General features: G+C 49.5%; 16 protein-coding genes. 14 read left to right on the top strand and 2 right to left on the bottom strand.

The window, feature by feature from the left end; all coding sequences use genetic code 11:
- The first annotated feature begins 93 nt into the window (after positions 1–93).
- From edd to G8768_RS01680, 4 genes are read left to right on the top strand one after another with little or no spacing between them, the layout of a single operon-like run.
- The gene (gene edd / locus G8768_RS01695) at positions 94–1,899 is read left to right on the top strand and encodes a phosphogluconate dehydratase (protein ID WP_166852354.1); all 1,806 of its coding nucleotides are present in this window, start codon (positions 94–96) and stop codon (positions 1,897–1,899) included.
- A gap of 29 nt (positions 1,900–1,928) precedes the next feature.
- Complete coding sequence (gene zwf / locus G8768_RS01690; RefSeq protein WP_166852357.1) at positions 1,929–3,386, top strand: glucose-6-phosphate dehydrogenase; 1,458 nt, start codon at positions 1,929–1,931, stop codon at positions 3,384–3,386.
- 9 nt (positions 3,387–3,395) lie between these two features.
- Entirely contained in the window at positions 3,396–4,109 is a 714-nt protein-coding gene (gene pgl, locus G8768_RS01685) for a 6-phosphogluconolactonase (RefSeq protein ID WP_166852360.1), read from the top strand.
- Positions 4,110–4,147: 38 nt separating this feature from the next.
- Positions 4,148–4,774, top strand: coding sequence for a bifunctional 4-hydroxy-2-oxoglutarate aldolase/2-dehydro-3-deoxy-phosphogluconate aldolase (locus tag G8768_RS01680; RefSeq protein ID WP_166852363.1), 627 nt, complete (start codon positions 4,148–4,150; stop codon positions 4,772–4,774).
- A gap of 39 nt (positions 4,775–4,813) precedes the next feature.
- On the opposite strand, the gene hexR is transcribed toward G8768_RS01680, so the two are convergent.
- Entirely contained in the window at positions 4,814–5,656 is an 843-nt protein-coding gene (hexR, locus tag G8768_RS01675) for a transcriptional regulator HexR (protein ID WP_166852366.1), read from the bottom strand.
- 203 nt (positions 5,657–5,859) lie between these two features.
- Between hexR and gap the strand changes: the two genes are divergently transcribed.
- From gap to G8768_RS01660, 3 genes are all read left to right on the top strand, one after another.
- A complete protein-coding gene (gap, locus tag G8768_RS01670; protein WP_166852369.1) occupies positions 5,860–6,885 on the top strand; it encodes a type I glyceraldehyde-3-phosphate dehydrogenase in 1,026 nt (341 codons plus the stop codon).
- The gene (pyk, locus tag G8768_RS01665) at positions 6,882–8,315 is read left to right on the top strand and encodes a pyruvate kinase (RefSeq protein ID WP_166852372.1); all 1,434 of its coding nucleotides are present in this window, start codon (positions 6,882–6,884) and stop codon (positions 8,313–8,315) included. Before gap ends, pyk begins: the two co-directional genes overlap by 4 nt.
- An 80-nt stretch (positions 8,316–8,395) precedes the next feature.
- A complete protein-coding gene (locus G8768_RS01660) occupies positions 8,396–9,346 on the top strand; it encodes an ROK family protein (RefSeq protein ID WP_166852375.1) in 951 nt (316 codons plus the stop codon).
- Between the two features lie 40 nt (positions 9,347–9,386).
- Here G8768_RS01660 and G8768_RS01655 read toward each other — a convergent pair whose 3' ends face one another.
- Positions 9,387–10,394, bottom strand: coding sequence for a substrate-binding domain-containing protein (locus tag G8768_RS01655; protein ID WP_166852377.1), 1,008 nt, complete (start codon positions 10,392–10,394; stop codon positions 9,387–9,389).
- 270 nt (positions 10,395–10,664) lie between these two features.
- Between G8768_RS01655 and G8768_RS01650 the strand changes: the two genes are divergently transcribed.
- From G8768_RS01650 to G8768_RS01620, 7 genes are all read left to right on the top strand, one after another.
- Entirely contained in the window at positions 10,665–12,929 is a 2,265-nt protein-coding gene (locus G8768_RS01650; RefSeq protein WP_166852382.1) for a TonB-dependent receptor, read from the top strand.
- A 77-nt stretch (positions 12,930–13,006) separates the two neighbouring features.
- On the top strand, positions 13,007–14,272 hold the full coding sequence (locus G8768_RS01645; RefSeq protein WP_166852386.1) for an MFS transporter: 1,266 nt from the start codon (positions 13,007–13,009) through the stop codon (positions 14,270–14,272).
- A 5-nt stretch (positions 14,273–14,277) separates the two neighbouring features.
- Complete coding sequence (locus G8768_RS01640) at positions 14,278–15,801, top strand: trehalase family glycosidase (RefSeq protein ID WP_166852389.1); 1,524 nt, start codon at positions 14,278–14,280, stop codon at positions 15,799–15,801.
- Between the two features lie 135 nt (positions 15,802–15,936).
- Positions 15,937–17,175, top strand: a complete 1,239-nt coding sequence (locus tag G8768_RS01635; protein WP_166852392.1) for a trypsin-like serine protease — start codon at positions 15,937–15,939, stop codon at positions 17,173–17,175.
- A 77-nt stretch (positions 17,176–17,252) separates the two neighbouring features.
- Positions 17,253–17,567, top strand: coding sequence for a hypothetical protein (locus tag G8768_RS01630; protein ID WP_166852394.1), 315 nt, complete (start codon positions 17,253–17,255; stop codon positions 17,565–17,567).
- A gap of 6 nt (positions 17,568–17,573) precedes the next feature.
- Positions 17,574–18,293 (top strand): response regulator, encoded by a 720-nt coding sequence (locus tag G8768_RS01625; RefSeq protein ID WP_208020052.1) that lies wholly within the window; start codon positions 17,574–17,576, stop codon positions 18,291–18,293.
- A 5-nt stretch (positions 18,294–18,298) separates the two neighbouring features.
- Positions 18,299–19,549 carry an ATP-binding protein gene (locus G8768_RS01620; RefSeq protein WP_166852397.1) on the top strand — a complete coding sequence of 417 codons (1,251 nt, stop codon included), beginning with the start codon at positions 18,299–18,301 and terminating at the stop codon, positions 19,547–19,549.
- Positions 19,550–19,551: the final 2 nt, after the last annotated feature.

The following is a 19,551-nucleotide window of genomic DNA, read 5'->3' as shown; positions in this document are numbered from 1 at the left end:
CATCTTTTTATTCGAGACCCCTGCAAAGCTTTCCGGAACCCCAAGATTCCCATTAGAAGGAATCCTCTGTTACTGCCAAGGTAATAAGAATTTATGCTCCATTCAATTGTTGCAGCGGTTACCGAACGAATTCGGAAGCGCAGCCAGGACAGCCGAGCCAGTTATTTGGAAAAAATCAGCGAGGCTCGCCAGCGCGGGGTTTATCGCAGTGGTCTGTCCTGCGGTAACCTGGCCCATGGCTTCGCCGCCTGTGGAAAAGATGATAAGTCCGTTTTAGCGGTAGATCGCAGCGCGAATATCGGCATCGTATCTTCGTATAATGATATGTTGTCGGCTCACCATCCGTTTAAAGATTATCCCGATCTTATTAAGGAAGCCGTTCGCGAACAGGGTGCGGTTGCCCAAGTGGCGGGCATGGTGCCCGCGATGTGTGATGGCGTCACGCAGGGGCAGGATGGCATGGAGCTGTCATTGTTTTCCCGGGATTTAATCGCCATGTCGACGGCGATCTCCCTGTCGCACAATATGTTCGATGGCGTGATGTGCCTAGGTGTATGCGACAAAATTGTGCCGGGCCTGTTAATTGGCGCATTGTCTTTTGGTCATTTGCCGGTTGTGTTCGTACCTGCAGGGCCAATGCGAACCGGCTTGTCCAATTCTGCAAAGCATCGCATCCGCCAGTTGTACGCAGCGGGCAAGGTGGGCCGCAAAGAATTACTGGAATCCGAAAGCCAGTCCTATCACAGTGCGGGCACCTGTACTTTTTATGGAACGGCCAACAGCAATCAGCTGCTGATGGAATTTATGGGCTTGCAATTACCGGGCAGTTCCTTTGTAAACCCCGATACCGAATTACGCGATGCGTTGACACGGGAAGCCAGCCAACGAATTCTGCAGCAAACCGCTTTGGTTGATGGCTTTATGCCATTAGCGGAAATTCTGGATGAACGTGCTATTGTCAACGGTATTGTTGGCTTACTCGCCAGTGGCGGTTCTACCAATCACGCGATCCATCTGGTGGCGATTGCCCGAGCGGCGGGCATTATTATCGACTGGCAAGACATGTCCGAATTGTCAGCGGTTGTGCCTTTGCTTTGTCGTATCTATCCAAATGGTCAGGCCGATATTAATCACTTCCAGGCAGCAGGTGGCACAGCGCTATTGATCCGCGAGTTATTGAAAGGCGGTTATCTGCATTCGGATGTGAATACCATTGCGGGCAAGGGCCTGGAAAACTATTGTCAGGAGCCGTTTTTGGAAAACGGTCAGGTCGCATGGCGAAACGGTATTGAAAAGAGCCTGGATGCCGATGTTATCAGTAACATCGAACAACCTTTCAGTGATGAGGGCGGCTTGAAGTTGTTAAGCGGTAACCTCGGGCGTTCTGTCATCAAAATTTCTGCGGTGAACGAAGCTCATCGCAAAGTATGTGCACCCGCGATCGTATTTGAACATCAGGATGAATTACAGACTTTGTTTGATGCGGGTGAGTTGGAAAAAGATTTTGTTGCGGTGGTGCGTCTGCAAGGGCCAAAAGCCAATGGTATGCCAGAGTTGCACAAGCTGACACCGATTTTGGGCTTGCTCCAGGATCGAGGCTTCAAAGTGGCGCTGCTGACCGATGGCCGAATGTCCGGAGCGTCGGGCAAAGTGCCTGCGGCGATTCACTTGCAACCGGAGGCCATAGAAGGTGGCGCAATCGCCAAGCTTCAAACCGGCGATATGATAGAGTTGGATGCAAACGAAGGTCGACTCAATGTATTGGATGAGCTGGTATTACAACGTCCGGCGAAAACCTATGACATCGGCCAGACAAATGGCATGGGACGAGAGCTGTTCCAGGGCTTCCGTGCTCTGGTCGGCAATGCGGAGCAGGGTGCAAGTGTATTTTCAGAATAAACATCTTCGACATTTGGCGGAGGTTAACTATGTCGAATAAAACCGATATTGTCATCTTTGGCGGCACCGGTGATTTATCAGAGCGCAAGTTGATTCCGGCCTTGTTTCGGGCTCATCAGGCGGGCAGTTTGCAAACGGAATGCCGTATCATCATCACCGCCAGGCAGGCGAATGATCTGGAAAACTATTTCGATAAGCTGGGTAGCAAACTGGAAAGCTATTTGAGCGGCGAGGATGTTTTCAGTCAAGAGGTCTGGGAAAGTTTTAAAGCCCGCATTGTAACGCTGTTACTGGATGTGTCTTGCGACGATGAGCAATGGCAAGAGCTTGCAAACATTTTGGACGCTGAATCTGATCACCATCGGGTTTACTACCTGGCAATTCCGCCAGGTGTGTTTTCGGTGTGTTGTCGGTTGCTTTCAGAGCATGGTCTGTGCAATGAGAACAGCCGTGTTGTGGTGGAAAAACCTTTGGGTTATGACGAAGCTTCTGCCGAGTCGATCAATGAGGACATTGCCCAGTTTTTCCCCGAAAACAATATATATCGAATTGATCACTATCTGGGGAAAGAAACGGTTCAGAATTTATTGGCTCTGCGTTTCGCCAATCAAATTTTTGCCCAGCTGTGGGATGGCCGTGCAATTGATCATGTCCAGATCAGTATTTCTGAAACGGTAGGCCTTGAAGGGCGCGTAAGTTTTTATGATGAAGTGGGCGCGTTGCGTGACATGGTGCAAAACCACTTACTTCAATTGCTGTGCCTGGTCGCGATGGAGCCACCTAATAAACTGGATGCCAACAGCATTCGTAGCGAAAAAATCAAAGTGTTGGAAGCCTTGCGCCCAATATTGCCGGAAGACATGGGACAGCAAACCGTTCGAGGTCAGTATGTTGCCGGTGAGCAAAGCGGTGAAATGGTTCCCGGGTATCTTGAAGAATTAAATGGCGGCAGTGAAACCGAAACCTTTGTAGCGTTAAAGTGTTTTATTGACAATTGGCGCTGGTCCGAAGTGCCTTTTTATCTGCGTACCGGTAAACGCTTGAAACAGCGTTGTGCGGAAATCATTATTCAGTTTAAAACCATTCCTCATCGAGTTTATGAAGAATCGGCAGGAAATATTGATCCAAATCGCCTGGTGATTCGCTTACAGGAAGAAGAACTGATTCAGCTCACGATTACCTCCAAAAATATGCAATCCATGGGGGTGGAGCTTGAGCCGGTTACCTTAAACCTGAACTACAACAAACCCCATGGCGATGCTTACATGCGTTTGCTCATGGATGCGGTAAAAGGGGATCCAGCATTGTTTATCCATCGGGACGAAGTTCGCAGCGCCTGGCGCTGGATCGATCCGATCATTAATAGTTGGGCTGAGAAGAAGCAAAGTCCGCATTTGTATCGCGCAGGAAGTTGGGGCCCCGAGGCGGCCAATGAATTGATTCGCCGAGATGGACGAATCTGGTTCAACGCTGGCGAGAATCAATAGGAATCCTGTGTGGTAATTGAATCTTTTTTTGATAGTAAGCCGGAAATGCTATCGGCCGTACAAGCTCATCTATTGCAATCAATTGAATCGGCTCAACAGAAATACGGGAATGCCTTGTTGGCACTCTCTGGCGGCAGTAGCCCAAAGCCTTTGTATGAGTCCTTAGCGCAACAGGATCTGGATTGGTCGCGTACCCGGATTGCCCTTGTGGATGAACGCTGGGTTGATAAGGATCATCCGGCAAGTAATGAAGCGTTCATCGAGCGTTGTTTTTCCTCGGGAGCCTGCCAGGGGCTCAATATTGCTGGGCTGAAAAATCAGGCGAAGAGCGCTGCTGCCGGCTTGGCCGCAGCGGAAGAACAGTATCGCCGTTTGGGGCGCGCTTTTGACTTTGCCCTGTTGGGTATGGGGACCGATGGACACACGGCTTCGTGGTTTCCCCGTGCGGATGGTTTGGATGATGCGTTGAGTTCGCAAACGAATGATCAGCAGCTGCTCTGTGTGGTTCATGCCAGGCAAAGTGAAGTCACCGGGCCCTATACAGAGCGTATGACATTAAACAAACACGCCGTACTTAATTCCAGTACTGTGGCACTGATGATCAGTGGGCAGGAAAAATTCGATGTGTATCAGACCGCAAAAAACGCTGCCGTTCAGGATCATCCAGTTGCCGCCTTATTGCAGCAACAGGAAAAAGACATCCATGTTTTTTACGCGCCTTGATTCAACACATGATTACGGAAAAATAATCAGGACTAGCAATGAGTAGAATTGAAGAAATAATGACGAGCAGCCCGGTGATACCGGTAATTGTGATTGACGATCTGGCAGACGCCGTGCCCATGGCAAAAGCCCTTCTGTCTGGCGGACTCAAGGTATTAGAAGTTACTTTGCGCACAGAACACGGTCTGGCCGCCATTCGTAAAATCAAACAGGAATTACCCGAGGCCATTGTTGGTGCGGGTACCGTAATCAGCGCAGAAGATGCCGAAAACTCTGTTGCTGCGGGCGCTGAATTTTTGGTGAGCCCAGGTCATACGGATGAATTGGTTGACCGTGCGCTGGCCTTGGGAGTGCCGATTCTTCCTGGTGTTGCGACACCCAGTGAAGCGATGAAGATGCTGGCTAAGGGCATTCGTCATTTGAAATTTTTCCCTGCAGAAGCCGTAGGCGGCCTGAAAGTTTTGAAAGCCATTGCCGGACCGTTACCACAGTTGCGCTTTTGCCCAACCGGAGGGATTAATCCTGAAAAGGCCATAGACTATCTTGCCCAGAATAATATTCTCTGTGTTGGTGGCAGTTGGATGTTGGAAAAAGGCGATATTGCAGACAAGAACTGGGCGGCTATAGAGAGCAAAGCCCGTGAAGCGGCCAGCCTGGCAGGGTAACATCAGCGGTGATATCGGCTGGCCATCGCTGCTGAATGCCTACGGAGTTTTGGTGTCGTCTAGGCTGTGCTTAATTTCACGCAGGCGATCATCCATATTCTCGCCGAGTGCAAGGGCCAGACCGGTTGCCAAAATATCAATAATGGTGAGCACCACAATTCTTACCGTCATTGGGACGTAGATGGTGGTGTCTTCCAGCTCATTCCCTGAAGGTATCGCCAAATCAACCTCTGCCGCCAATGGTGAATCCGGGCTGGTAATGGCAATCAGTTTGGCGCCTTTGGCGGCAGCAATTTGTGCGACCTCGACCATGGCTTTAGTACGCCCTGTGAACGAGAACATCAGGATCACGGAATCTTTATCGGCACCTGCGGCGGACATTCTCTGCATCAAATGATCTTCGTGAGCGACGCAGGGAATGCCCAGGCGAAAGAGTTTGTGTTGGGCATCTTTTGCAATCGCCGCTGCGCCACCCATACCAAAAATCTCAATGCGCTTGGACGCTTTTAGGATGGCAATACACTGTTCGATCAGTTCCGGGTCCAGTTCCTCCCGGATAAAAGCCAACGCAAGCTGATTGGCACTGACACGTTTTTCAATCAAATCCCGAGCAGTGTCGCCCGGGCTGACGGCCTTGCTGATAAAGGAGCTTTCGCTGGCCAGACTCTTGGCAAGCTTCACTTTGAAATCGGGAAAGCTGCTGCAACCGATGGATTTGCAGAAGCGGGAAATCATCGGGTCACTCACCTCGGCCAGGCGAGCCAGTTGCGCTGTAGTGTAGTTCGTGGCGGCTTCTGGCTGGGCCAGGATCGCCTCGGCAATACGTGCTTCCGATTTACTCAGGGTGGCGAGTTCTTTTTGTAATTGAATTAAAAGATTCATCTTGTTCCGCTGGATATCCCTTAAGTTATTGATTATGCCTCAAAAGTTGCACAAATCAGAGCGTGGAGAGCGCTTAATTCAAACAAGTGTATTTAATTAAATTACATAAATCTATTGGTTTGTAATGAAAATTAAACTAATATTTTATTAAATTACAAAGCGATAGCGTTTTCCTCGCCATCATTACTATTAAGAGGTTTTCCATGACAATTCGAATTGCCATCAATGGCTTTGGCCGTATTGGCCGGAACATATTTCGCGCGCTCTACGAAGGCGAGCAGCACAGTGGGATTGAGCTGGTTGCCATTAATGATCTGGCGCCTGCTGATTTCAACGCGCACCTGGCGCAATTTGATTCTGTTCATGGTCGCTTCGCGGGGCAGGTGGAGCATCAGGGCAATACGCTTCGGGTAAACGGCCATGACATTCGCTTGTGTTCGGAACGAAACCCAGAAGATTTGCCGTGGGCAGAACTGGCCATTGATGTGGTGCTCGAATGTACCGGTTTCTTTACCAGCCGAGATGCGGCTCAGGCGCACATTACGGCGGGGGCTCACAAAGTTATTATTTCCGCACCCGCGAAAGATGTGGATGCGACAGTTGTGTATGGCGTAAACCACCATGTGCTGAATGCGGATTGTCAGATTATTTCCAATGCTTCCTGTACGACCAATTGCCTCGCGCCTTTGGCGATGGTACTTAATCAGGATCTGGGCATCGAGCGTGGGATTATGACCACGATTCATGCCTATACCAATGATCAGCAGGTGCACGATGCGTTCCACAGTGATATTTATCGTGCCCGTGCCGCTGCAACCTCGATGATTCCAACCAAAACCGGTGCTGCACAAGCGGTGGCTCTGGTGCTGCCAGAATTGGCGGGCAAGCTTGATGGCATGGCGGTACGTGTGCCGACGGCCAATGTCTCGCTGGTTGATTTCAGTTTTGTCGCTCAGCGCGAAACCAGCACCGAAGAAGTGAATGAATTGTTACGTAAAGCTTCCGAAGATATGCCGGGTGTTCTGGCTTACAATCAATTGCCTTTGGTGTCGGTGGATTTCAATCATGAAATTGCCTCGTCGAATTTTGATGCAACCCAAACCAAGGTCAACGGCAATCTGGTGAAGGTGATGTCCTGGTACGACAATGAATGGGCTTTTGCCAATCGTATGCTGGACAATACCCGAGCGTTGATCGCCGCCAGTCGCCTCAGTGAGGCGGTTGCATGATCCGTCGTACAAAAATTGTTACCACCCTTGGACCGGCCACCGACAAAGATGATGCTCTGGAGCGCTTGATCAAAGCCGGAGCGAACGTCGTTCGCCTGAACTTTTCCCATGGCGATGCTGATGATCATCGCCAGCGCATTCAAACGGTTCGAGCGCTGGCCAGTAAACTGAAACGCAGTGTGGCGGTTCTGGGTGACCTGCAAGGGCCGAAGATTCGTATCTCGCGCTTTAAGGAAGGAGCCGTCGATCTGGAAAAAGGTCAGCGTTTTGTTCTGGACAGCGCTATGTCGCCTTTGGATGGTGATAAGGAAAGCGTTGGTCTGGATTATGAAGGTTTACCGAACGAAGTCGCTCAGGGTGATCGACTGCTATTGGATGACGGTCGCCTGATTCTGCAAGTTGAGGCGGTCCTGGGTCAGAAGATTGAAACCCGGGTCGTTGTGGGTGGCCGTCTGTCCAACAACAAGGGCATCAACAAAGAAGGCGGTGGTTTGTCGGCTCCGGCACTGACCGAAAAAGATTTCTGTGATATCGAACTGGCCGCTGAAATTGGTGTGGACTATCTGGCGGTTTCATTTGTGCGCAGCGCAGAGGATATTGAGCGGGCGCGAGCGGCTTTAAAAAAGGCAGGCAGTGAAGCGCATATTGTCGCAAAGATTGAACGGGCGGAAGCGGTTGCCGATTACGATTTGCTTGATCAGATCATTTTGGCCTCCGATGCCATTATGGTTGCCCGTGGAGACCTCGGTGTGGAAATCGGTGATGCCGCTTTGGTCGCTGTGCAAAAGCATATGATTCAGAGATCGCGGGAATTAAATCGCGTTGTCATCACCGCCACGCAGATGATGGAGTCGATGATTGAAAGCTGCTTGCCAACACGGGCTGAAGTTTTCGATGTGGCGAATGCGGTTCTGGATGGCACCGATGCGGTAATGCTATCCGCAGAGACGGCGGCCGGACGTTATCCGGTTGAAGCTGTGGAGGCCATGCATCGAATCATTGTCGGCGCAGAAGATCATCCCCTGGCGTTCAACTCCGGGCACCGTCTGCATCAGGATTTTAATGCGGTGGACGAATCCATCGCCATGGCCGTTATGTATACCGCCAACCATTTAATGGGAGTCAAGGCGATTATCTCCATGACGGAAACCGGAAATACTCCATTGCTTACCAGTCGTATTAATTCTAAATTACCCATCTTTGCCTTTACCCGGCATGAGCACACCGAGAATCGGGTTGCCTTGTATCGCGGTGTGATGCCGGTAACCTTCGACATCAACAGCTATCCAAAAGAAGAACGTTTGAACATGGCAATCAATAATTTGCGCGACCGGCAATTGGTCAGCGCTGGAGATCGAGTGATTGTAACTTTGGGTGACTGTGATAATGTGCTGGGCAGTACCAACACGATGAAGGTGCTCAGCGTATAGAGCCGGGCCAGAATAAGCGCTCCATGTTTTTGGGGCGCTACCAAGAACAGTAATACAAATAAGCATGTCTGGATTGAGTTGTGAAAGCCAATACCGCCTTTTCTGAAAAATCGACTTTGGTTGCTGATATTGGCGGCACCAACGCACGCTTCGCCACAATGAGCGCTGAACAGCAAGTATTGTCAAACCTGACGGAATATTCCTGTAAGGATTTCGACAATATTGACGATGCTCTTTTTCATTATCTGGAACAGCCTTCAGTAATACGACCAGAAAAAATCTGCCTTGCGGTTCCCGGCCCTGTAGAGCAGGATAAAATCACGCTGGTGAACAGTCATTGGACGTTCAGTCAAAAAGCCTTATCGGAAAAAATGCAGTTGCCCTTGCGTTGCATTAATGATTTCGATGCCCAGGCGTTTTACGTTCGACAGATTGGCAACTCGGAATTGCAATGGCTTGACGATCAACCAGAGGGGCCAGTGAGTGGTATGCGTCTGGTGATTGGTGCTGGTACGGGCCTCGGGGTTTCTGCCATTATGCCCGGTGGCGAGCTGGTACCTTCCGAGGGTGGGCATATTGCTTTCGCTCCTATCAATGAACATCAAAACGAATTGCTGCGATTGTTACAGCAGCGTTTTTCTCGGGTTTCGGTTGAGCGATTGCTTTCCGGGCCCGGTCTGGAAAACTTGTATTGGGCAAATTCCAGAATACAGGGGCAGGAACGTACCTTGAGCGCGCCGGAAATCACTGCAGCATTAGACGCGAACGATCCAATTGCTATCGCCTGTGTACATGACTTTTTCGATATTCTTGCCGCCGTGGCCGGTGACCTCACGTTGGCAATGGGTGCCTGGTCGGCGGTTTATTTAAGTGGCGGTGTGACGCCGCGACTCTATTCCCATATCGATATAGAGCGCTTTCGCAACACCTTCAGCAATAAAGGGCGTTTTGAGGCTCTGTGTCGCAAAACACCCATCGCATTGGTGACTGCGGATCAGCCCGGATTGAAAGGTTGTGCTCTGGCGGACTAATGCCCTGTTGGATTAATACAGCCGTGTGGAAATTTTTCGATCAGGTATCTCGAACCACGAGTTCAGTATCAATGGTTTCGGAGCGCACCTGTTTCTGTTCAATGATTTTCATCAGCTTACTGACCAGAAGCTTTCCAGCGGCGTAAGGGTCCTGGCGAATGGTGGTGATACGCGGGTTGAAAAAGCCGGCACTGGGTTGATCGTTGTAACCAACCAGCGAGACGTCATTTGGCACTTGCAAATCCATTGTCTTGAGCGCCATGATGATCGCCATAGCGGCGGTATCACTGTAAGTGAAAATACCGTCGGGCATGGTGTCGACTTGATTGAAATAGTCCACCGCCGACTGATAGCTGCTTTCATAGGAAAAAGAATTAAGTTGCAGCTTGCTGATGGAAACCTCGTCGTGCTGGTCAAGGGTTTCTTCCAGACCTTTGTAACGCCAATAGATTTCGGTGTGGTCGGTATTGCCCACAAATAAGATATTGCGCCGGCCCTGTTGGTATAAATAATCCGCTGCCATCTGGCCACCGCCAAAATTATCACTGCCGACCACGCAATAGGATTCCTTCTTGCGCTTGGCTCCCCAGACCACCATCGGGGATTTAAGTTTGGCAAACTCCATCAGCATATCTTCCCGCTGGCCCTGGCCAAGAAAAATAAAACCGTCGACACCCCGGGATAGCAGCATTTGTTGAAAATCTGTGCTGTTGTTGTGATTCGGGGCCGTGAGCAATAAATCCTGATTGTGCTCGCCCAGTGCTTCAGACACGCCGGCCAGCAACTCAAAGATAAATGGATCTGAAATATGGTTCTGACGATGGGATAAAAAGTCGATGGAAACGGCAATAGTGTTGCTGCGTTTATGGCGCAGTTTTTGCGCATTACGGTTCACCGCATAGCCGAGTTCCTGGGCGACCTTTAGTACCTTGTCCCGGGTGGCCGGGCTGACCAGCTCGCTGCCACTGAGCGCCCGAGAAACGGTGGGTTTGGAAACATTGGCCGCAGCGGCTACCTCATCCATTGTGACCGGGGTCTGTCGTGACACGCACTTGCTCCATCGATAATTCTATTAAAAAACAAAACTCTATCACCACCTATAAGGGGAAACCAGCACTAACATTGAAATCGATTGTAATCCCTATGTTCTGTGGGTTTTCGAGCTTCTGAAAGATTTTATGAAATGCATTTCATAAAGTTGTTGAAATCGATTTCATCAGTGGCTAATATCTGCTCATCGACCATGGAAAAAAGCGCGCAATTGGCCATTGTCGGTATGAAACTCATATATTGCTCTGTGAAAGAGAGGAGAATAATAATGAAAGCCAAGTTTTTACCCCTGGCCATCCAGGCGGCAATAGCGTGCGCGAGCACGACGGCTATGGCTCAAGAATCAGCCCTTGAGGAGGTGGTCGTCACCGGTACCGCAAATGGCAGCGAAGTGCGTAAGCTGGATGCCGCCTTTGCGATTACCAATGTGAATGATGAAGATATTGCCAAGCTCTCCCCCAAGAGTACGGCCGACCTATTAAAATCCATCCCCGGAGTCTGGGCTGAAAGCTCGGGCGGTGTTGCTGGCGCCAATGTTTTTGTGCGTGGTTTCCCGGCAGGTGGTGATGCCCCGTTCTATACCTTGCAGTTGGAAGGTGCCCCGATTTTCCCACCATCAACCTTGTCCTTTCTGGAAAACACCACGCTGTTTCGTGTTGACGAAACCATTGAGCGTGTCGAAGGCTTGCGCGGTGGCCCACAACCTGTGCAGGATAATGGCCAGCCCGGTTTAACAACGAACTTTATTTTGAAACGTGGTCACGATGAAAGCGAAGGCCTCGTTAAGTACACCACTTCCGATTATGACCTGCAGAGATTTGATGCCGTTGCCAGTGGCAAAATTACCGACGGCTTGTACTACATGGTGGGTGGCTATGTGAAATCGTCACCGGGTGTTCGTGATGCGGGGTTCAGTGCGGAAAAAGGACGTCAGTTCACCGTGAACATCACCAAGGAGTTGGAGAACGGCAGTCTATCTGGCTATCATCGAGTCACCGATGATCACGGTACTTGGTATCTCCCCGGCGCCCTGAATGTTCCTGGTGTTGATGCTTCTTATACTCAAGTTGGCACCTTGAATCGACAGGCCCGCATTCTTGCTGGCCCCAATGGCGATGTACGCAATGTCGATCTGGGGGATGGCCGCGGTTGGGATGGTTCGGTCAGCGGCTTGAATGCCGATTTCGATATTAATGAAAATTGGTCACTGAGTAATAATCTGAATTTTACCCAAGGCGACGCGGATACACTGGGCTTTGTCCCTAATGGTGGTGCAGTAAACGTGGGGCAGCTGTTGGCCGATCCGAGCCTGGATGCTTCTGCTGTCGTTGTGGGTGATATCACCGGAGCCGTGACCGGCAATGCCATTTCAGCGGATCGCTATCTTCAGCAATTCGGTGTCTGGGAAGTTCGAAAAAATATCGAGTCCTTCACGAACAATTTATCCCTGACCGGTAGTTACGATTCCGTTGACTTTGTGCTGGGCTATTACACCGCTACCACTTCGGTGGATGAGTTTTGGTCTCTGGGTAATCAAAAATATTATGTGGTCGGTCAGGGTGGTGAACGTGTGAACGGTATCGCTTGTAATGCGGCGGATGTTGATAGCTGTGGTTGGAACTACGATATCGATGCCACAGGTGATATGACCCAGAATGCGGTGTACGCCACCGTGACTTATCGCTTTAATGATGAGCTGAGTGTTGATTTCGGTGTTCGCAATGAAGAGCACGATGTTGATTACAGTGTAGATGAAGGTCTGACCGGTAATATCAGTAAGTTTGTAAACTACAATGAAAACAAAACCTCTTTTACCGTTGGTGCTAACTATGCACTGACAGAAGATCAGGGTTTGTTTGCTCGTGTCAGTAAAGGTTTCAAACTGCCGTACTTTGACGATTTCAGAGATAACTACGGTGCCTTTCAGGGCGGTGAAGATCTGATTAAGGAAGTGAAACAGTTTGAGTTAGGCTATAAAGCCAGCTTTGAAACTGTTTCAGCGTATCTGACGTTCTTTGGCAATGAAGTGGTAGGCGATACCTTTGTGGCCCAGCCGGGTGCTCCGGCCCAAGTGTTCACCAACGAGGCTTATGGCCTGGAAGTCGATGTGAAGTGGGTGCATGAAAGCGGTTTCTCCCTATTGGCCAATGCCACCATCCAGGAAACGGAAATTACCGAGAGCCCGGACAACAATGGCAACGAAGCCCAGCGCCAACCCCCGTATCAGATTCGCCTCTCTCCGAGCTATGACATCGAACTGAACGATGGCATGTCGGCTACACTGTACGGAACATTGACCGCTGTTGATGATCGCTTTAGTGATAACGGTAACACGGTAGTGCTGCCGGGTTATGAGAAAGTGGATCTGGGCGTGATCTTTTACCCCAATGAACAGTTGAGCTTGCAGTTGCTGGTCGACAACGTGACAGACGAAGAAGGGCTGACCGAAGGTGATCCTCGTAATCCATCGGCTCCAAACGGACGTTATATTCTTCCTCGAACCACTAAATTCAGTATCTCTTACGCTTTTTAGTGTGCCTTGTTGCTTGCTATCGTTGATTGAAATCTGTGTTGGGCGGTAGCAAGCACTTTTTTTGGAGCCAGGAACTTATGAATTCACTGTGGACGGTTAAGCTCTCCCTGTTTATCAATTACTTCTTGTTTGCGATGTTATTGAACAGCGTGGGCACGGTAATCTTTCAGGTGCAAAACAGTTTTGCTGTGGGTGAGACCGCCGCCAGTGTTATCGAGGCGTATAAGGATTTAAGCATTGCGTTGACCTCTTTTTTAATCGGTTCTTTTATCACAAAGATCGGTTATAAACGGTCCATGTTGTTTTCTCTGCTGCTGATCTCTGCTTGTTGTTTATTGATTCCCTATATTCCCGGTTTTTGGTCCATCAAGCTGTTGTTTGCGGTAACCGGGTTTTGTTTTGCACTGGTTAAGGTTTCCACATTTGCGTGTATTGCTCTGTTTGCTGAGAAACGTCAAGAACACGCCAGCTTTATGAATTTCCTGGAAGCGATTTTCATGGTGGGCGTTTTATCCGGTTATTTCTTATTTTCGTTCTACGTTGATAACGATGATCCGGGTAATCTGGTGTGGCTGAATGTGTACTTCCTGCTGTCCGGATTAGCCCTGATGGCATTCTTTCTGTTGTTGGTATCCCCGTTGGATGAATCCAAAATCGATGCTGAACACGAGCAATCCAAAAGCATCAAGGAAGATTTTTGGGGTATGTTAACGCTGTGTGCCAAACCATTGGTGACGGTTTTCGTTGTCAGTATCTTTTTGTATGTTTTGGTGGAACAGAGCATTATGAGTTGGCTGCCAACATTTAACTCCCGCGTCTTGAATATGTCCGCGAGTCTGAGTATCCAAATGGCGAGTATGCTGGCGGCGGCAACCGCTATTGGTCGTTTGTGTGCGGGTTTTGCTCTGCAACGTGTCAGCTGGTATCTATTATTGAATGCCTGCCTTTTTGCGGCAGCTGGGTTGGTGTTGCTGGCCATGCCGATGGCGGCAAGTCATGATGGCAGTTTGGTTGAGAGCTGGTCGGCTGCACCCGTGGCGGCTTTTGTCTTTCCGTTGATTGGTTTGTGTCTTGCGCCCATTTATCCCGCCGTTAATTCATTAATTTTATCTTCCTTGCCCTTGAAAATGCACGCCGCCATGGCCGGTTTGATTGTCGTGTTTTCGGCTTTGGGCGGAACAACAGGTTCTATTCTTACTGGCAAGCTGTTTGAAGTGGTCGGTGGGCGGGAAGCCTTTTACTTTTCATTAATTCCAATCGTTGGTTTAGTTGCTTGTTTATACCTCTTTAGAACAAAGGTGGAAGCGCAAGGCAGTCCCCAGGGTTTGAGTACAGAGAGTTAACAAGCGTGAAACAGCAAGCGTTAAAATCCATATGTCTGTCGAAGGACATTCCCGAATTGTTTTTTGATGTGCAAACTCAACGGATATTTCAGGATTCCAAAATATTTGCCGATGCGAGTCCCAAAACGGATTTGGAAAGTATTCGGGAAAAATATCTACAGCTTCGTAATAAGAACGATGTTGACCTTCTGGCGTTTGTAGAAGCGCATTTTGATCTACCTGTGGATCCGGTCATGCACTTTTCAGCGGAGAATCATGGAGTCTGGGAGTATATTGATAAGCTTTGGTTGAAGCTGACTCGCCAGCCTGATTTTGAAAACAGCTCTTTATTGCATTTACCCAGACCCTATGTAGTGCCCGGTGGCCGATTTCGGGAAATATACTATTGGGACAGCTATTTCACTATGCTCGGCCTGGCCAATAGCGGCCACGTTGATCTGGTGGAAGATATGGTAGAGAACTTTGCCAGTTTGATGCGCAACTATGGTGTGATTCCAAATGGTAATCGGGAATACTATTTAAGTCGCACGCAACCGCCTTATTTCGCTTTGATGGTTCAGTTACTGGCCAGCTTGAGAAACAATGAGCGTCTGATTCTGGGTTATATCGATGTTATGGAGGCCGAGTACGCCTATTGGATGAAGGGACAGGATCAACTGTTTAACAATGGTGATGCCCACAGCCGAGTGGTGAAATTAAAGGGCTACCTGTTAAACCGTTATCATGATGATCTGAATACACCTCGCCCCGAGAGTTTCTTTGAAGACAAAGCGTTGAGTAAAGCGCTGGGCGTAGAACCGGATAATGGCAATGACAGACTGTTTTGTGATATTCGCAGTGCCTGCGAAAGTGGTTGGGATTTTTCGTCGCGCTGGTTTGCCGATAAAGAAGACTTTGCCAGCATCGAAACCACTAAGGTTGTTCCTGTTGATCTCAACTGCCTGATGCATGAACTGGAAGCGGCTCTGGCAAAAGCGTTTCAGTTGGCCGGTAATGTTGAGATGGGCGAGCAATATCAGGGGTTCGCCAATCGCCGCAAACAAGCCATTCAGGAATTATTTTTTGATTCGGAGGACGCCTGGTTCTTCGATTTGAATTGTCAGGATGGGTCTTTCAGGCCAACGAAAACCCTGGCGGCGGCGTATCCGCTTTATGCCAATTTGGCTACAGACGCACAGGCCGAGGCGATTGCCCGAAACTTGCAGAGTGATTTCCTGTATCCGGGCGGTTGGGTAACGTCGACTAACAGCAGCCGCCAGCAGTGGGACTTTCCGAACGGCTGGGCACCCCTGCAATGGACGGTGTATCGAGGCTTGCGCAATTATGGCTTTGAAGCGCTGGCGCGAGAAGGTGCCGAAGCCTGGTTAAACAATGTCACCGATTTATACCGCAAGACGGGCAAGCTCTATGAAAAATACGATGTGGTAAATACAGAGCGTTTTGCAGACGGCGGTGAGTATCAAAACCAGTATGGGTTTGGCTGGACAAATGCCATCTTGCTTAAGTTGCGGGAAGGCCTGACGGATTGAGAAATGCCTGTTCCGAATACACCGGAACCTAAAAGACGTGTACAAAGAGATACAAATTCTCTACACAACAACACTAATATCCCGCCCGTTTTAAGCCTTTAATGACTCTTACCAACCTGGATAGGAGTCATAATTGTGTCTGTATCTGTAAAAACTGTTCTATTTTCCGCTTTAGGGATGAGCTTGCTGGGCCTTCCATACGCCGAGGCAAGTCAGAAGGCCAGCTCACAGGGAGAGAGCTACAATCTTAAGCTCAAACTGAAACAGGAAACCACGCTGCACCGGATTATCGGTGGCAAGCCCAGCGCCAAGGGCGAGCGCCCTTGGCAGGCGGCCCTGACCATCGGTGGCCAGCAGTTCTGTGGTGGTTCTTTAATTGATAAGCAATGGGTACTGACGGCGGCCCACTGTATTGAAGACATTAAACCGAATGAAATGCCGTCCTTTAAAGTTCGCCTGAATGTGAATGATCTGGCTAATGCTAATGAAGGTGAAACCATTGCGGTAACTGCCATGTACCCCCATGCGAGTTACAGCCAGGGGGCGGCGGCTGATATTGCTCTGTTGAAACTGGCAACGCCCGCAAGCGTCGACCCCATTGCTATCGCTGACAGTGATTTTATGAACAATCATGCGCGCCCGGGAACGACCACGACGGTCAGTGGTTGGGGAAACCGCAGTTCTTCCGGTGAAGACTTTTCAACCAAGCTGCATCAGGTCAGCATTCCTCTGGTAAGTCGTGAACAATGCAACAGTCCTCAAGCCTACAACGGTCAAATTGCGGATACCGAAATTTGCGCGGGTTTGGCCGCAGGGGGCAAAGATTCCTGTCAGGGCGACAGCGGTGGGCCGCTGGTCACGAATCGCCAGGGTAAGCCTGTGCAATTGGGTGTCGTCAGTTGGGGCGAAGGTTGCGCTGAGCCAAATAAATACGGTGTTTATGCCCGAGTGGCTTCTTTCACGCAATGGGTGGCTCAAGTGAAGAGTGGTCAAGTTGCCGGCGGTGGTAATACGGGTGGCGGAAATTCCGGCGGTGGCACGCCCACTCCAATTCCACCAAGCGGTGGTATGCTGGAAAGTGGTCGTCTGGTGCACGGCTTGAGTGATCAAACCAGTGGCCTTAAACACTTCAGCATTCATGTGCCCCAGGGAGCTCGTATTCTCTGGGTGGATATCAAAGGCAACAATGGCGATGCCGATCTCTATCTGAAGCATGGCAGCAAAGTGAGTGAGAGTAACTATGACCATGCGCCGCTGATGGAAGGCAGTGTTGAAAAGATTTTGTTGCGCAATCCCCAGCCGGGTGTGTGGCATATCGCCGTCGGTGCCTTTGATGATTATGAAAGTCTCGAACTGATGGCGTTTACCCGATAGGTCCATAAGGGATACGAAAAGGCGCGGTGAGAGCCGCGTCCATCCATATCAATCTCTCACATAAAGAGGCTATGCCAATGAATATGATCATGCTTGGCCTCTTTAGCGCTTTTATCGGCGCTGAAGGGGAAAGCAAACCAGAGCTGGAAGCTATCTATGGCGTAACGCTGTTGGATGAAAGCCGCATTGAGTTTCAAGTCAAATCGACAGGTTGTACCAAGGCACAGGATTTCAGTCTCAGCTATCAGGATAAACACATTCGTTTACTCAGGCACAAAACCGATAAGTGCCGCCGAAAGCCCTACCTCAAAAGTATTGTACTCAGCCTGCCTGAGCTGGAAGGCCCGTTTTCTCTGGGCAATCCAATTGCCGCTCACTCCCTTAAAAAATGAGGTAGTATGATCTCTTTTGAGCAAAGTGCAGAGGGGCGAATGGCGGCAGAAACTCTGTTGTTGGTCGACGACGACACGCAGCTGACTGGATTGATTTCCCAATATCTGGAAAACAATGGTTATCAGGTCGAGGTGGAAAACGACGGCAGCCAGGCGATTGAACGAATCCAGCGGATTAAGCCGGATCTCATTGTTCTCGATTTGCTGCTGCCCGGCTCCGACGGTTTGGCCATTTGCCAGTCCATTCGCGATGACTTTCCTGGCCCTATCATTATGCTAACCGCACTGGATGACGAGATTGATGAAGTCACAGGGCTGGAATTGGGTGCCGATGATTATTTGAGTAAACCCATTAAGCCACGCGTGCTGCTGGCCCATATTCGCTCCCAACTGCGCCGTTATGGTCGTAAGAAGGACGATGTGGAAATGCAGGTTCTCGCCGCTGACGGTGATTTGATTGTGGACCAAGGGCGCCGACAAGCTCGCTACAAAGGCAATGTGCTGGACCTCAGCAGCGCGGAGTTTGATTTGCTTTGGCTGCTGGCTGAAAACAAAGGCCGTGCCATGAGTCGGGAAAGTTTGTATCAATCTCTGTTTCGCCTGGAATATGATGGTTTGGATCGTTCCGTAGATTTGCGTATCTCGAGAATTCGTAAAAAAATGAGTGTTCATTCCGCGAGTGTGATTGTCACCGTGCGAAACAGCGGGTACCAGTTGATCGAATAATGATAATGCGCAGCTTGAAATACTGTCTTCTCGCGTTGGCCTTGAATGTCGCTTACGTCTGGCTGCATGTTTTTCATATTCAAAATACCATTGCGGATTATCAATTCGAAAAAACCGCTCACTACGATGAAATATTTCTTGAGCAATTTGAGAATTTGCATCGCGAATACATGGAAGACGGCGCTGAGCTGAGCGACGAGCTTGAAGATAAAATCAATCGCCTCTACGGTTACAACGTAGAGTTCTACGTGGCAGCCGATGTTCTGGGTGATATTCCTGATCTAAAGCCCACCGAATACAGCATGGAAGATGAAGGTATCGTCTATTGGCGGGTCAAACCGGATACTATTGCCCTGATTCACATTGACAGCTTACCGATGTGGATGATGATGTTAAGCGAGTTTGTGCTGGCGGCTGTGTTGTTTCTAATTAACGGCAGTTTGATGGTGCTTTGCTATTGTCGATACGAACGGCAACATCTTAATCTGATTGATAACTATAAGCTCAGTACAGGCAACCATGCTGAAAATCTCAGGGACGTTATTGTTGCTTTGATCGAGGACGAAAAACAACGCTCTGCATTAATTGACCAGCAAATCCAGAATCACAAGGATCTTCTGCACGGCGTTGCCCATGAATTCAGAAGTCCCCTGGCACGCATGGAATTTGCCCTGGAAATGCTCAGCCAGGATACGCCCGAGCAAAATGAACTCAAGCAAACTCTGGAACAGAACATCAATGAATTAAATGATTTAATCGCGGAGTTGTTGAGTTTTTCCCGCTTGGCTCACCGGGGCAGCTATGAGCGTAACGACAATATTGAACTGTCGGCATTGATCGAACGAGTCAAAGACAATCTGAAAACCATCTACCCGAAACTGGCGTTTATCAATGAAGTGGATCATTCCCTTCGGCTGGTGGCCAATGAGCGCTTGATTGAACGGGCGCTTATCAATGTATTGCGTAATGCAGGTCGTTATGCCAGATCAGAATGCCGTGTCAGTTGTGAACATGACGGTCGCGGCTTTACGCTGATTATTGAAGATGATGGCCCTGGTATTCCTCCGGGCAAGCGTGAGCGTGTATTTGAACCCTTTACAAGGCTCGACCCTAGCCGCTCCAGAGATTCTGGTGGCAGTGGTTTGGGCCTGGCGATTGTGAAATCCATAGCTGAACTACATGGTGGGGATGTTCATATCGGGGAAAGTGATCTGGGAGGTGTAAAGCTGACGATGTTTCTCCCGAACGAGGTGTAAGT

This window comes from Pseudoteredinibacter isoporae (genome assembly GCF_011602085.1).
GTDB lineage: Bacteria > Pseudomonadota > Gammaproteobacteria > Pseudomonadales > Cellvibrionaceae > Pseudoteredinibacter > Pseudoteredinibacter isoporae.
Note: the sequence above shows the minus strand (reverse complement) of the source record. Positions and strands in the feature narration are given on the sequence as shown.